Origin of the sequence: Streptomyces sp. NPDC051180, assembly GCF_040689545.1 — a bacterium.
GTDB lineage: Bacteria > Actinomycetota > Actinomycetes > Streptomycetales > Streptomycetaceae > Streptomyces.
This window is the reverse complement of the sequence record NZ_JBFBBC010000006.1, coordinates 182,525-195,614: the sequence shown is the minus strand read 5'-3', so window position 1 is coordinate 195,614 and position 13,090 is coordinate 182,525. Positions and strand designations below refer to the sequence as shown.

The following is a 13,090-nucleotide window of genomic DNA, read 5'->3' as shown; positions in this document are numbered from 1 at the left end:
GCGGTGTGGGGGTGTGGGGGGTGTGGGGGGTGGGGGTGTGGGGGTGTGGGGGCTCGGGAGGGACGAGGGGCTACTTGTACGCGGCGAACGCCTTGGTGAAGGCCAGGGGCTGCTGGAGGATCGAGGAGCAGGTGGCGTCGGCGTAGTTCACCGCGCCGGCCGCGCACTGCTTGTCGCGGGTCGAGGACCACATCGAGAGCCAGCCGATCCCCTTGGACTTCGCGAAGTCGACCAGCTGGGTGGCGTCGTCGACCCTGAAGACCTCGCTGGCGACGTCGTTGACGCCGATCATCGGGGTGACGGCGACGGCCTTCCAGGCGGCCGCGTCGGAGAGTCCGAGGACGCCCTTGACCTGGGCCTGGGTCGCGGTCGCGGCCTGGACGGCGTACGTGCCCATGTCGGCGCTGTACGCGGGGCCGTAGTCCATCGCCATGATGTTGACGGCGTCGACGCGGACCCCGTTCCTCCTGGCGTCGGCGAGCAGGTCCACGCCCGGCTGGGTCAGGCCCTCGGGCATGACCGGCAGCGTGAAGGAGACGTTCAGGCCCGGGTGGGACTTCTGGAGCTGGGCGATCGCCTGCGAGCGGCGGGTGTTGGCGGCGGTGTCGGGCAGGGCCGCGCCCTCGATGTCGAAGTCGACCTTGGTCAGCTTGTACTGGTCGATGGCCTTGCCGTACGCGGCGGCGAGCGCCGAGGAGCTCGCGCAGTTCAGGGCCAGCTCGTGGCCGGCGGCGCCGCCGAAGGAGACGCGGACGTCGCCGCCCTTGGCGCGCAGGGCGCCGATCTGGGACGCGACGCGGTCGCTCGCGAGGTCGGTGACCCCGCCCCACAGCGGGGCGCAGGCGCCGCCGGAGGTGAGGAAGGCGAGGTTGAACTCCTTCACGCCGGTGGCGTCGGCGGTCGCGAGCAGGTCGTACGTGGGGTAGAGCGAGGTGTCGACGTACGGCGCGTACTTCGCGGCCGCGCCGGGGGGTGTGGTGGACGTCGGGGTGGGGCTGGGGGTGGGGGTCGCGGTGGCGGTGGCCGTGGGCTTCGGGCTCGTGGTGGCCGTGGCGGTCGGCGTGGGCTTCACGGTCGCCGTCGGCTTCGGGGAGGCGGTCGCGGTGGGCTGCTCGGTGGGGCGGCCGCTGGGGGTGGGGGCCGGGCCGCCGGCCGAGCAGACCGCCTGGTTGATGAGGCAGTTCGCGGGGTCGCCCGCCTGGCCCGCGGCCGAGGTGACGAAGCCGACGGTGACGGACTGGCCGGGGGCGAGCTGCCGGTTCCAGCTCGCGGGCCTCACGGTGACGTGCCGGCCCGAGACGGTGTGCTCGCCGTTCCACAGGGAGCTGATCGCCGTGCCCTGGGGGAGGTCGAACTCCAGCGTCCAGTCGGACTGGGCGGCGGAGGTGGCGTTGGTGACGACGTACTGGCCGGTGTAGCCGCCGGTCCAGGAGCTGGTCCTGGTGTAGGCCGCGCCGACGGCGGCGGCCTGGGCGGTGCCGGTGAGGGCGAATGCCGCGCCGCCGACGACCGCCGCCGCGACGATCGCTCCGACGGCCTTGGTCCTGGTGGTCGCCCTGCGCCGGTGCGCGTTCATGCCCATCGCGTGCCTGCCTCTGCCTGCCGGGGGTGTGGGGGGTGGTGCTGCGGCAGCACGCTAGCGAGGGGCAAACGGACAAACGGGGTTCCGGGGACACCGGCCGGGATTCTTACGGTCCGCTTAAGGAAGCCATCGGAACCAGGAAAGGTTCGGGCGGCGGGGCGCCCGCCCGGGGAGCGCGGTCGTCCCCGCCGGCGCGCGGTCGCGTCGCCGGCGGGGCTCCCGGGCCCTGTTCAGCCGTCCACGGCCCGCCGGGTCCCCGTCCCGCCGCCGCGTCGGCGCCGGGCCGGGCGGTGGCCGCGGCGGCCGGTCGCGCCGCCGCCCCTGAGGCCGTCGAGCGCGATCCAGATCCGCACCTCGGTGCCGCCGAGGACCGAGTGCCCGATGCGGACGTCGCCGCCGGTGGTCTCCGCCATCCGCCGCACGATGTCGAGGCCGAGGCCGGTGGAACCGGCGCGGGCACCGCTGTTGCCGCGGGCCAGGGCGGCGGCCGGGTCGGCGATGCCGGGGCCGGCGTCGGAGACGAGGACGATGACGGCGTCGTCGCCGTTGTGGACGTCGAGGGAGAAGGCGGTGCCCTCCGGGGTGTGCCGGAAGACGTTGCCGAGCAGCGCGTCGAGCGCGGCGACGAGTTCGGGGCGCGCGACGGGTATGCGGACCGGGCGCTCGACGCCGGCGACCCGCACCCGGCGGCCCTCGTCCTCGGCCAGCGCGGACCAGAAGTCCATCCGTTCGCGGACCACTTCGGCGGCGTCGCAGCCGGCGCCGGGTCCGGTCGCCTGGGTCTGCGGCTTCGCGTCCCGGGCCGTGCGGATGATGATGTCGACCTCGCGTTCCAGCTGCTCGACGGCGGCGCGGGTCTGCTCCGCGGCCGGACCCGAGCCGAGCGAGGCGGCGTTGAGGCGGAGCACGGTCAGCGGGGTGCGCAGCCGGTGGGAGAGGTCGGCGGCCAGCTCGCGCTCGTTGGCGAGGAGCTGGACGACCTGGTCGGCCATCGAGTTGAACGCGACGGCGGCCGACTTGAGCTCCGGCGGCCCCTCCTCGGGCACCCGGGCGCCGAGCCGGCCCTCGCCGAGGTCGTGGGCGGCGCCCGCCAGCCGCTGGGCGGGCCGGACCATCCGGATGCCGAGCCGGTCGGCGACGGCGACGGAGCCGATGATCAGGGCGATGCCGACGCCGGCGAGGACCAGCCAGGCGGTGGCGACGCCGTTGGTCACCTCGCCCTCGGGGACGAAGAGTTCGACGACGGCGACCTGGCCGCTGCTGAGCGCGGTGGGCTGGAGGAGGGCGAAGCCGCCGGGCACCTCGGCGATCGAGGCCCTGCCGAGGACCCGGGTGGCGGCGAGCTCCTCCTCGTCGGCCCGCTTGGTGCCGATCTCCAGGGGCTCGTCGCCGGGTTCGGCGGCGGGCACGTGGATGGCGAGCCGTCCGGCGGACCCGTCCTCGGTGGTGGCGACGGCCTTGTCCAGCTCGTCGCGGTCGATGGTGATGGCGAGGACGGGGGCGAGCCCGGCGGCCCGCCGTTCGGCATTGGAGAACGCCCGGTCGCGGGCCATCTCCTTGACGACGAGCCCGAGGGGGACGGCGAAGGCGATGACGACCATCGCGGTGACGGCCAGGGACACCTTGACGAGCGCCCATCTCACGGCTGCGGCTCCCGGGGCGGCTCCAGCTTCACGCCCACCCCGCGCAGGGTGTGCAGGTAGCGGGGCCGGGCGGCCGTCTCGCCCAGCTTCCGCCGCAGCCATGACAAATGTACGTCGATGGTCTGGTCGTCCCCGTACGACTGCTGCCACACCTCGGCGAGCAGCTCCTTGCGCGGGACGACGACGCCGGGCCGTCCCGCGAGGAAGGCCAGCAGGTCGAACTCGCGGCGGGTCAGGTCCAACGGCGTCCCGTCCAGCTCCGCCTGACGGCGCAGCGGATCCACCGACAGCCCGCCGACCCGGATCGCCCGCGACGGCGGTGCCTCCCCCGCCGAACCCCGTGCGCGCCGCAGGACGGCGGCCATCCGGGCCGACAGGTGGTCGACCGAGAAGGGCTTCACCAGGTAGTCGTCCGCGCCGGCGTGGAGGAGCCGGACGATCTCCGCCTCGTCGTCCCGGGCGGTCGCGATGATCACCGGTACGTCGGTGATCCCGCGCAGCATCTTGAGCGCCTCGGACCCGTCCAGATCCGGCAGACCGAGGTCCAGGATCACGACGTCGAAGCGGAAATGGGCGACCTCGCGCAGCGCCTCCAAGGCCGTGCCGACGCTCCGTACCGTGTGGGACGCCTCGGTCAGCTGCCGAATGAGGGCGGAGCGCACGAACTGGTCGTCCTCGACCACGAGCACACTTGCCATGGGCGGCACCGTACGCCATCCGGGGGAACGGCAGGACAACCTCCACCCTCCGGCACGGCCGCTCGCGGGGTGGTGCACTATGGCCCGGTGCGAAGAGGACTCGTTCACGCCCTGGCCTGGTCGCTCGCCACCGGCGCGGCGGTCACCCTGTCCTGGTGGGGAGTGCACACCGTGCTGTCCGGCACGGTCTACGACCCTCCCCGCGCCCTGCCGCTGCCGGCCGGCAGCTCCGACGGAACGGTCGCCTCCGGCAGCGACCCGCTCACCTCGTCGACCCGGCAGCCGCCCACCACGGAACCCACCGCTCCGCCCAGCGCGTCCGCCGGCCCGGGCACCGGCACCACGACCACGCCCGCCCCCGCCTCGCCGACCCCGTCCCGCACCCCGAAGCCGACGTCGGCCGCTCCCCCCACGAGCGCCCCGGGCTCGGGCTCGGGTTCCGACGTGAAGAGCTACTCCGTCGACGGCGGCCGGGTCACCTTCGACCTCGGGGAGACCTCCGGCGAACTGGTCTCGGCGACCCCCGCCTCCGGCTGGCAGATGCAGGTGTGGAAGCAGCCCACCTGGATCCGCGTCACGTTCACCCGGGACAACCGCGAGCTGTCGGTCTTCTGCCTCTGGCACGACAGCCCGCCCCGCGTCGAGATCGAGGACCGCGCCACCTGAGCCCGGCGCACCGCGCGGTCTAGCGGAAGACGGAGGGCGGCGGTACGGGCGAGGGCTTGGCGCTCGCGTCGGTGACCGGCACCGCTCCCCCGGCGAAGTCGGCGAGGGCCCGGCCGTGCTCGACCCGGCCCGGGTGGGGATCGGTGGCGACCCGCCGGGTCAGCTCGGCCACCGGCAGTTCGCGGTCCGAGGCGAGCAGCACGGCGTTGCCGAAACGCCGGCCGCGCAGCACCGTCGGGTCGGCGGTCAGCGCCAGTTCGGGGAAGACGGCGGCGGCCGTGGCGATCTGGCCCCGCAGATGGGCCAGGGGCGGACCGTCGGCCAGGTTCGCCGCGTAGAAGCCGCCGGGGCGCAGCACCCGCCGGACCTCGCCGAGGAACTCGGTGCTGGTCAGATGGGCCGGGGTGCGGGCGCCGCTGAACACGTCGGCGATGACGAGGTCGGCCCAGCCGTCCTGGACCTTGGCCAGGCCGTCGCGGGCGTCGGTGGAGCGCACGCGGATGCGGGCCCCGGCGTCGAGCGGCAGTTCGCGGCGGACGAGCCGGACCAGCGAGTCGTCGAGCTCCACGATCTGCTGCGTGGAGCGGGGCCTGGTCGCGGCGACGTACCGGGCGAGGGTGAAGGCACCGCCGCCGAGGTGCACGACCTGGAGCGGCCGGTTCGGCGGGGCGGCGAGGTCGGCGATGTGCCCGAGGCGCCGCTGGTACTCGAAGCCGAGGTGGGCCGGGTCGTCCAGGTCGACGTGCGACTGCGGGGCGCCGTCGATGAGCAGCGTCCAGCCGCGCGGGCGTTCCCGGTCGGGTATGAGTTCGGCGAGGCCGCCGTCGACGGTCTCGACGACGGGGGCGGCGGCGGCCGCCCGGTCACGCTGCTTGTTCCTGGCCACCGCCCCATTATCGGGGCACACGGGACACGCCCGCCCGGCGGCCCCGGAGGGTCCGCGGCTCAGCGGCAGCCGTCGGCCGCCTCGATCAGCCGGGCCGCCTCGCCGAGAGCCTCGCGGAGCACCGCCGGGTCGGTCACCGGGTCGGTGTCGCCGGGCGGCAGCAGCCAGCCGGCCGGCCGGGGCGTGTCCCCCGCGGGCTCGGGCAGCTCGGGCAGGGCGGGGAGGCGCAGCCCGCGCCCGGAGGTCCGCGTACAGGCGCTGCCGGGCATGTCCCAGCCGGCGGCGGTGCCGGGCGGGACCAGGAAGCCGAGGGTGTCGCAGGTCCCGTCGTGCACGACGGGTCCGACGGCGGGGGTGCCGCCGCGCCGCAGGATGTCGACGGCCTCCAGGCCCTGGCGGACGGGCACGGTCACCAGGTCCCAGGGCTCGGTGGGCTGCTGGGGGGCGTCGCCGTCCGGGGCGGGCGCGTGCCGCGTGGCCGACTGCGATCCGATCTCCGACATGGGACCCCTCCTCGCTCCTGAGGAGACACGTTCCGTCTCTCCCTTACGGTTCAACGCCCGTGCGCGTCAACGGCTACGGCGCCATGCCGCCGCAAAGGATGGCAGTTCATGGCAGATCGCAGGCGAGATATCCGATTTGTTGCCAAACCCAGCGTAGGCATCCGGTCACAGCAGGTACGTTCTTGCCGCCGGACCACCCGGCAGCACCAGGAGAGGGCTCGCCATGGCGATGTCACGGGCAGTTCCCAATCCCGCCTTCCGCCGGCTCCGCGGACAGCAGTCGCCGGCGGAGTTCGCGGCGGCCGTCCGCCGGGCGGCGCGGGAGATCGGCGAACAGGTCGCGTGCGACGCCCGCTACATCGGGCGTGTGGAGGCGGGCGAGATCCGCTGCCCCAACTACGCCTACGAGCGGGTCTTCCTGCACATGTTCCCCGGACTCGGCCTGGCCGACCTGGGGTTCTCGGCGCGGGAGACGGTGCGCGGCCGACGGCAGGCCGTCCCGGCCGGGGCAGCGCCGCCCGCCGTCACCACCACCCGGAACGATGAGGAGAGCGACGTGCTGCGTCGCGCATTCATGACGAGCGGCTCCGCCACCCTGGCGACCGCCTCGCTGGGACTCGGCGGCGGCCCCGCCGTCGTGATCCCCGCACCCCGCGGCACCCACCGGATCGGCGACGCCGAGGTGTGGGCCGTCGAGGACGCCGTACGGCAGATCCGCCTGCTCGACGACCGGCACGGTGCCGACGGGCTCTACAAGGTCGCCGCCCAGCCGCTGCGCACCGCGTACGCGCTGCTCGACACCGGCACCATGACCCGCCGCTCCACCGAGGACCGGCTGCACGCGGGCGCGGGCGAACTCTCCCTCTCCGTCGGCTGGCTGGCCCACGACTCGGGGCGGCACGAGGACGCGCGCTCGCACTACGCCGAAGCGCTCGCCACCGCGCGCGTGGCGGGGAACGCGGCCCTGGAGGCGCACGCCTTCTGCAACACCTCGTTCCTGGCCCGGGACACCGGCCGGTACCGCGAGGCGGTCCGGGCGGCGCAGGCCGGACTGCGGGCGGCCCGGCCGCTGGACTCGGCGCGGCTGCTGTCCCTGCTGTCGCTGCGCGAGGCGGGCGCGTGGGCCGGGCTCGGCGACCGCTCGGCCTGCGAGCAGGCCCTCGGGCGGGCCCACGGCTTCTTCGACCGGGGGCCGGCCGACGGCGACCCCGAGTGGATGTCCTTCTTCGGCGAGCCGGAGCGGGAGGCCCTGGAGGCGCAGTGCTGGTCGGCGCTGGGCGACTGGGGCCGGGCGGCCCGCCACGCCCACCGGGCCACGGTCCTGCAGAACCCGCACTTCGCCCGCAACCTCGCGCTCTACCGCTCCCACCTCGCCCGCGACCTGGCGCACGCCGGCCGCCGCGACGAGGCCGCGGCGGAGGCGAGACGGGTGACGGAGTCCCTGGAGGGCATCGCCTCGGCCCGGATCCGCGGCCTGCTGGCCGAGACGAGCCGGATCCTCGCCGCCTCCTGACCTCCGGCCGCGCGGCCCGGGGGCGGCTACTCCAGGTGGCCGGTGTCGTTCCAACGCTCGATCGCCGGGTCGCCGTACGCCCAGCCCAGGACCGACAGGCTCGTCGGGTCGAGGCGGATGCGGGCCGCGAAGGACACGTCCTCGCCGAGCCAGCGGGCGCCGATCGAGCGCAGGATGTGGCCGTGGGCGAAGACCAGCACGTCGCGGTCGGCGGAGCGGGCCCAGTTCACGATCTCGTCGGCGCGGTCCGAGAGCCGGGCGAGCGTCTCGCCCTCGGGGACGCCGTCGCGCCAGATGAACCAGCCCGGCTGCACGGCCTGGATCTCGGGCGGGGTCATCCCCTCGTAAGCCCCGTAGTCCCACTCCATGAGCGCGTCCCAGGGCTCGGCCCGGTCGGCGAATCCGGCGAGCGCGCAGGTCTCGCTCGCCCGGACGAGCGGGCTGGTGCGGATCTCCACGCCGGGCAGACCCTGCCAGGGCCCGCGGTGCAGGCGCTCACCGAGCAGCTTCGCGCCGCGCCGCCCCTCGTCGAGCAGGGGGATGTCGGTCCTGCCGGTGTGCCGGCCGAGAAGTGACCACTCGGTCTGGCCGTGCCGGGCGAGCAGGATGCGCGGTGCCATGGGAAGGACGCTCCAGGGGTTTCACGGTGCGGACGTGCCTTCTCCCATCATCGCCCACCTGAATTCGCAGTGGCCTCCGGGCAACCCTCCGGGGCCGCGCCGCGTCACTCCCCGGGGCGGACACCTTCTGGGGGGACTCATTCCATGCGCAAGCCACGGTGGTGGGCGGAGCTGTCGCTGATCGGCGTCGTGTACGCGGCGTACACCGGCGGGCGGCTCCTCGTGCGCGGCGACGAGTCCACGGCCGTGGGGCACGGGCTGGCGATCCTCCGGGCGGAAGAGGCGCTGGGGATCGACGCCGAGCACCCGCTCAACCGCCTGTTCACGGACGTTCCGGCGCTGGGGATCCCGGCGGACTTCGCGTACGCCTCGCTGCACTACCTCGTCACCCCGGCGATCCTCGTGTGGCTGTTCCGGCGGCGCCCCGCCCACTACCGGGCCGCCCGCACCTGGCTGATGGTCTCCACCCTGCTCGGCCTGGTCGGCTTCACCCTGCTGCCGACCTGCCCGCCCCGGCTGCTCGACGCGGCGTACGGCTTCACCGACACGATGGCGCACTTCAGCGCGTACGGCTGGTGGGGCGGCGAGGCGAGCGCACCGCGCGGGCTGGGCGGGATGACCAACCAGTACGCGGCGATGCCCAGCCTCCACGTGGGGTGGGCGCTGTGGTGCGGGGTGATGCTGTGGCGGTACGGGCGCACGCCGCTGACGAAGGCCGTCGGCGCGGCGTACCCGCTGGTCACCGCGGTGGTCGTGATGGGGACCGCCAACCACTACCTGCTCGACGCGGTCGCCGGGGTGGCCGTGATGGGCCTCGGACTGCTCCTCGCCTCCGTCCTGCTGCGCGCCCTCGACGGGCGGGGACGTACCCGCCCGGAGGACGAGGCGGCCGAAGCACCCCCGGTTGTCGGTGGCGGATGCGAGACTTCCCCGGGTGAGCAGCGCATCCCCGGACAGCGGTCCGTCCCTACCGCCGCAGACCACCCGACGGCAGCTCGCTGAGCTGCGCGGACCGGCCACCGTGCCGCGTCCGCTGGACGCGCGGGCGCTCGCGGCGCTCGCCGCGAACCCCGGCTGCCGGCGCCGGGCCCTGCTCGACGGCGCCGGGGTCGACAAGTCCGCCCTGGCCGCCAAGCTGGGCGCGCCGGCCCCCTTCGGCCAGTCGCAGTTCGCGATCGTGCGGGGCAACTCCTTCGAGGCGAAGGTGAAGGCGGACGGCGGCCGTGAGCTGCTGCGCCTCGTCGGCGCGGACGAGGCCGGCGAGGTCGCGGTGCCCGATCTCGCGGCGGCCGGGCCCGAGGGCCGGACGGCCCGCACCGCGCTCGCGCTGCGGGAGGCGACGGGGGCCGGGACGTGGACCCTGCTCGACCATCCGCTGCTCGCCCTGGAGGTGGCCGGCTCGCCGGTCTACCTGGAGCCGGACGCCGTGGTCGTCGGCCCCGACGGCGGGTGGACCGTGGTGGAGATCAAGTCCTTCCCGATGATCGACGGGTCGGCCGACCCCGCCAAGGTGGGCGCGGCGGCCCGCCAGGCCGCGGTGTACGTGCTGGCGCTGGAGCGGGTGGCGGCGCGCACCGAGGGCGCCCGGGTCGCGCACTCGGTGGTCCTCGTCTGCCCGAAGGACTTCTCGAACGTGCCGACGGCGTCGGTCGTCGACGTGCGCAAGCAGCGGTCGGTGACCCGGCGCCAGCTGGACCGCCTGACCCGGATCGACGAGATCGCCGCCGCCCTGCCGGAGGGCGTCAGCTTCGACGTGGCGGAGCGCTCGCCGCAGGAGCTCGCGGCGTCCGTGGAGTGCGTGCCCCACCAGTACGCGCCGGAGTGCCTGGCCGCCTGCGAGCTGGCCTTCCACTGCCGGTCGAGGGCGCGGGAGGACGACGCGGTGGAGACCCTGGGCCGGTCCGTGCGGGCCGAGCTCGGCGGTCTGACGACGGTCGGCGCCGTGCTGGCCGCGGCGCGCGGCGAGCAGGGCGATCCGGCGGACCCGGCGGTGGCGGCGCTGCGCCGGGCGAAGGCGCTGCGCGAGGAGGCCCTGGCATGTCGCTGATCTCCCTGCTGGCCCGGATGGAGGCCGTCGAGTCGGGCCGTGCCCAGCCGCTGGCGACGGTGCGGCACCGGCGGCTGTCGGACCGGCCGCTGGTCCTCGTGCCGCTGACGACCGCGGGCGAGGCGGGTGCGCCGCTCGGCGCCCTGGTCGGCACGGATCCCGCGGAGCCGCGGCTGCTGGTGGTGGCCCAGCCGCGGGACCGGGACCTGCGGTTCGCGTTCCTCGCCGACCTGGCCGAGGAGGTCCTGCCGTACGTCGACTCGTTCACGGACGTCGTCGAGGCGGCGGAGCGCAGCGAGGTGGACCCGGAGACCGGCCGGAAGGTGAAGGTCGAGGTCGAGCTCTGCGCGGACGCGCCGCAGCTGATCGTGCCGAGCCGGGCGGGCGTGGAGTACGTCCGGCTGCTCGGGCGGTCCACGCGGTTCCGGCGCACGGCCGAGCAGGACCCGGAGACGCCGTTCCCGGCGCCGCCGCGCGTCCCGCTGCTCGGCCGCTGGCTGACGCACTTCGGCGAGCGGGCCCGGGTGCCGGGCTCCTCGCTGCTGCTCGCGGCGACCGACCTCCTCAACCGGCACTGGGCGACGGGGCAGTCCTCCCTGGAGGACCAGCACCTGGGCGCGCTGCTCGCCTGGATCGACCCGTACGACGGGGAGCCGGGCGCCGAGGCGGCGCTGCGGGCCGAGGTGGGCCGGGACGCACGGGGGCAGCTGCTGTGCCCGCCGGCCGGACCGGCCACCGACCCCGCCTTCGACAACCGGCTCCTGGCGCCCGCGATCGAGCGGTACGACCGGGCCCGGCAGGCGATCGGCGCGGCCGAGGACGGCGAGGCGGCCAACGAGGGGCTCGGCGAACTGCACGCGGCCGAGCGGGAGCTGCGCCGGCTGGTCGCCTCGCAGCTGAAGCCGACCTGGGACGCGGTGTGGCGGGCGGTGGGCCTGCTGCGGGAGCTGCCGGAGGGGGCCAGGGTCGCCGACCGCTGGACCCGGGACCGCTGGTCGTTCACCGCCCACCGCGACCGGGTGGCGGCCGGCGAGCCGCCGCAGCCGCGCCGGGACGACGCGGTGACGGCGGCGGCCAAGCTCGCCGCCCGTGAGCAGGCGCAGGGCCAGCTGGAGGCGCAGGAGGCGCTGGACGACCCGCTGGTGCTGGCGGGCCGGCGGCTCGCGGGCGAGGCGTTCACCGCCGAGGTGGTGGAGGTGACGATGGCCTGGACGGAGTCGAAGCGGCCGGCGCCGCGTCCCCTCCTCACGGTCCGCACGGACGACCGGCCGCACCTGGGCGAGCGGGTGAAGGTCTTCCGGTCGCTCGACGGCAAGCCGCAGGCGGCGGAGTTCGTGCGGTACGAGGAGGACGGTTCGCTGCTGCTGCGGGTGCTGGACCGGATGGGGCGCTCCCGGGAGCCCGCGGAGGGTTCGGTGCCGGAGAAGGGCGAGCGGATCGCCTGGACGCTGTTCGAGCACGAGCAGCGGGTCGGGCCGAAGCTGCCGGACCCGGAGGAGACGCCCTGGACGCACGGCGGTCCCCCGCGGACGGACGCCGTCGAACTGCCCGACGCCGTGACCCCCGAGGACGTGCTGTGACCGCGTTCGATCCCTCCGCCGAGGCGGGCCTGGCGACGGCCGGCATCCTCGCGGACACCCTGCACGGCGCGTCCCGCGGTGTGGTCGTCGACTCTCCTCCGGGGGCCGGGAAGTCGACCCTGGTGGTCCGCGCGGCCCTCGAACTGGCCGCCGCGGGGCGCCCCCTGATGGTGGTCGCGCAGACGAACGCGCAGGTGGACGACCTGGTGCTGCGGCTGGCCGAGAAGGAGCCGGACCTTGAGGTGGGCCGACTGCACTCGAACGACAGCGACCCGTACGACAAGGCGCTCGACGACCTGGAGAACGTACGGAAGTCGGCGAAGGCCGGCGAGCTGGCCGGGGTGCCGGTGGTCCTGTCGACCTCGGCCAAGTGGGCGCACGTGAAGAACGTCGAACCGTGGGCGCACGCGATCGTCGACGAGGCGTACCAGATGCGCTCCGACGCGCTGCTGGCCGTGGCGGGGCTGTTCGAGCGGGCGCTGTTCGTGGGCGATCCCGGGCAGCTCGACCCGTTCTCGGTGGTGGGCGCGGAGCAGTGGGCGGGCCTGTCGTACGACCCGTCGGCGAGCGCGGTCTCGACGCTGCTGGCGCACAACCCGGAGCTGCCGCAGCACCGGCTGCCGGTGTCCTGGCGGCTGCCCGCCTCGGCGGCTCCGCTGGTGTCGGACGCCTTCTACCCGTTCACGCCGTTCCGCAGCGGCACCGGCCCGGGGGACCGGAGGCTGTCCTTCTCGGTGGCCTCGGACGGTTCGGGCCCCGACCGGGTCCTCGACGAGGCGGCGGAGTCCGGCTGGGGTCTGCTCGAACTCCCGGCGCGGCACACCCCGCGGACCGACCCGGAGGCGGTCGGCGCAGTCGCGCTGGTCGTCCGCCGGCTGCTCGACCGGGGCGGGGTGGCGGTCTCGGAGCGGTCGGAGCTGCCGGTGCCGCTGACGCCGGACCGGGTCGCGGTCGGGACGGCCCACCGCGACCAGGCGGCGGCCGTGCGGGCCGCGCTCGCGGAGCTCGGCGTGACCGGGGTGACGGTGGACACCGCGAACCGGCTCCAGGGGCGCGAGTACGACGTGACGGTCGTCCTCCATCCGCTCTCCGGCCGCCCCGACGCGACCGCCTTCCACCTGGAGACGGGCCGGCTGTGCGTGCTCGCGTCCCGGCACCGGCACGCCTGCGTGGTGGTCTGCCGCGCGGGCGTCACGGAGCTCCTGGACGAGCATCCGTCGACGGAGCCGGTCCAGCTGGGCGCGGCGGTGTCGTTCCCCGACGGCTGGGAGGCGAACCACGCGGTCCTCTCCCACCTGGCGGAACACCGGGTGACCTGGACCCCGTGAGGCCCACTGCCCCGTCGCGCGGGA

12 protein-coding genes are annotated in these 13,090 nt (G+C 75.3%); 6 read left to right on the top strand and 6 right to left on the bottom strand.

The features are described from left to right. Positions 1–70 precede the first annotated feature (70 nt). From AB0424_RS14195 to AB0424_RS14185, 3 genes are all read right to left on the bottom strand, one after another. Positions 71–1,582: a cellulose binding domain-containing protein gene (locus AB0424_RS14195; protein WP_366305083.1), complete on the bottom strand. Its 1,512-nt coding sequence runs from the start codon at positions 1,580–1,582 to the stop codon at positions 71–73. Between the two features lie 230 nt (positions 1,583–1,812). Then, positions 1,813–3,225: a HAMP domain-containing sensor histidine kinase gene (locus AB0424_RS14190; protein WP_366305081.1), complete on the bottom strand. Its 1,413-nt coding sequence runs from the start codon at positions 3,223–3,225 to the stop codon at positions 1,813–1,815. Next, positions 3,222–3,923, bottom strand: a complete 702-nt coding sequence (locus tag AB0424_RS14185) for a response regulator transcription factor (RefSeq protein WP_366305080.1) — start codon at positions 3,921–3,923, stop codon at positions 3,222–3,224. The genes AB0424_RS14190 and AB0424_RS14185 overlap by 4 nt, the downstream gene beginning before the upstream one ends. Before the next feature lie 87 nt (positions 3,924–4,010). Here AB0424_RS14185 and AB0424_RS14180 point away from each other — a divergent pair, with 87 nt between their 5' ends. Then, the gene (locus AB0424_RS14180; protein ID WP_366305078.1) at positions 4,011–4,589 is read left to right on the top strand and encodes a hypothetical protein; all 579 of its coding nucleotides are present in this window, start codon (positions 4,011–4,013) and stop codon (positions 4,587–4,589) included. A 19-nt stretch (positions 4,590–4,608) separates the two neighbouring features. Here the strand turns inward: AB0424_RS14180 and AB0424_RS14175 are convergent, their stop codons facing one another. Continuing rightward, entirely contained in the window at positions 4,609–5,475 is an 867-nt protein-coding gene (locus tag AB0424_RS14175) for a fused MFS/spermidine synthase (protein WP_366305076.1), read from the bottom strand. A 59-nt stretch (positions 5,476–5,534) separates the two neighbouring features. Then, positions 5,535–5,978: a hypothetical protein gene (locus AB0424_RS14170; RefSeq protein ID WP_366305074.1), complete on the bottom strand. Its 444-nt coding sequence runs from the start codon at positions 5,976–5,978 to the stop codon at positions 5,535–5,537. Between the two features lie 223 nt (positions 5,979–6,201). Between AB0424_RS14170 and AB0424_RS14165 the strand changes: the two genes are divergently transcribed. Beyond that, a complete protein-coding gene (locus tag AB0424_RS14165; RefSeq protein ID WP_366305072.1) occupies positions 6,202–7,491 on the top strand; it encodes a tetratricopeptide repeat protein in 1,290 nt (429 codons plus the stop codon). Positions 7,492–7,517: 26 nt separating this feature from the next. Here AB0424_RS14165 and AB0424_RS14160 read toward each other — a convergent pair whose 3' ends face one another. Continuing rightward, positions 7,518–8,111: a histidine phosphatase family protein gene (locus tag AB0424_RS14160; RefSeq protein WP_366305070.1), complete on the bottom strand. Its 594-nt coding sequence runs from the start codon at positions 8,109–8,111 to the stop codon at positions 7,518–7,520. A 144-nt stretch (positions 8,112–8,255) separates the two neighbouring features. On the opposite strand from AB0424_RS14160, the gene AB0424_RS14155 reads away from it, so the two are divergent. From AB0424_RS14155 to AB0424_RS14140, 4 genes are read left to right on the top strand one after another with little or no spacing between them, the layout of a single operon-like run. Continuing rightward, positions 8,256–9,113, top strand: a complete 858-nt coding sequence (locus AB0424_RS14155) for a phosphatase PAP2 family protein (RefSeq protein WP_366305069.1) — start codon at positions 8,256–8,258, stop codon at positions 9,111–9,113. Continuing rightward, on the top strand, positions 9,046–10,158 hold the full coding sequence (locus tag AB0424_RS14150) for a hypothetical protein (protein WP_366305067.1): 1,113 nt from the start codon (positions 9,046–9,048) through the stop codon (positions 10,156–10,158). The genes AB0424_RS14155 and AB0424_RS14150 overlap by 68 nt, the downstream gene beginning before the upstream one ends. Then, the gene (locus AB0424_RS14145; protein ID WP_366305065.1) at positions 10,149–11,738 is read left to right on the top strand and encodes a hypothetical protein; all 1,590 of its coding nucleotides are present in this window, start codon (positions 10,149–10,151) and stop codon (positions 11,736–11,738) included. Before AB0424_RS14150 ends, AB0424_RS14145 begins: the two co-directional genes overlap by 10 nt. Next, a complete protein-coding gene (locus AB0424_RS14140) occupies positions 11,735–13,066 on the top strand; it encodes an AAA family ATPase (protein WP_366305063.1) in 1,332 nt (443 codons plus the stop codon). Before AB0424_RS14145 ends, AB0424_RS14140 begins: the two co-directional genes overlap by 4 nt. Positions 13,067–13,090 lie beyond the last annotated feature (24 nt).

Excerpts from the sequence above, each read along its gene's own strand:
- AB0424_RS14195 (WP_366305083.1), bottom strand. The coding sequence starts at position 1,582 with ATGGGCATGAACGCGCACCGGCGCAGGGCGACCACCAGGACCAAGGCC.
- AB0424_RS14185 (WP_366305080.1), bottom strand. The coding sequence starts at position 3,923 with ATGGCAAGTGTGCTCGTGGTCGAGGACGACCAGTTCGTGCGCTCCGCC.
- AB0424_RS14170 (WP_366305074.1), bottom strand. The coding sequence starts at position 5,978 with ATGTCGGAGATCGGATCGCAGTCGGCCACGCGGCACGCGCCCGCCCCG.
- AB0424_RS14165 (WP_366305072.1), top strand. The coding sequence starts at position 6,202 with ATGGCGATGTCACGGGCAGTTCCCAATCCCGCCTTCCGCCGGCTCCGC.
- AB0424_RS14160 (WP_366305070.1), bottom strand. The coding sequence starts at position 8,111 with ATGGCACCGCGCATCCTGCTCGCCCGGCACGGCCAGACCGAGTGGTCA.
- AB0424_RS14155 (WP_366305069.1), top strand. The coding sequence starts at position 8,256 with ATGCGCAAGCCACGGTGGTGGGCGGAGCTGTCGCTGATCGGCGTCGTG.
- AB0424_RS14145 (WP_366305065.1), top strand. The coding sequence starts at position 10,149 with ATGTCGCTGATCTCCCTGCTGGCCCGGATGGAGGCCGTCGAGTCGGGC.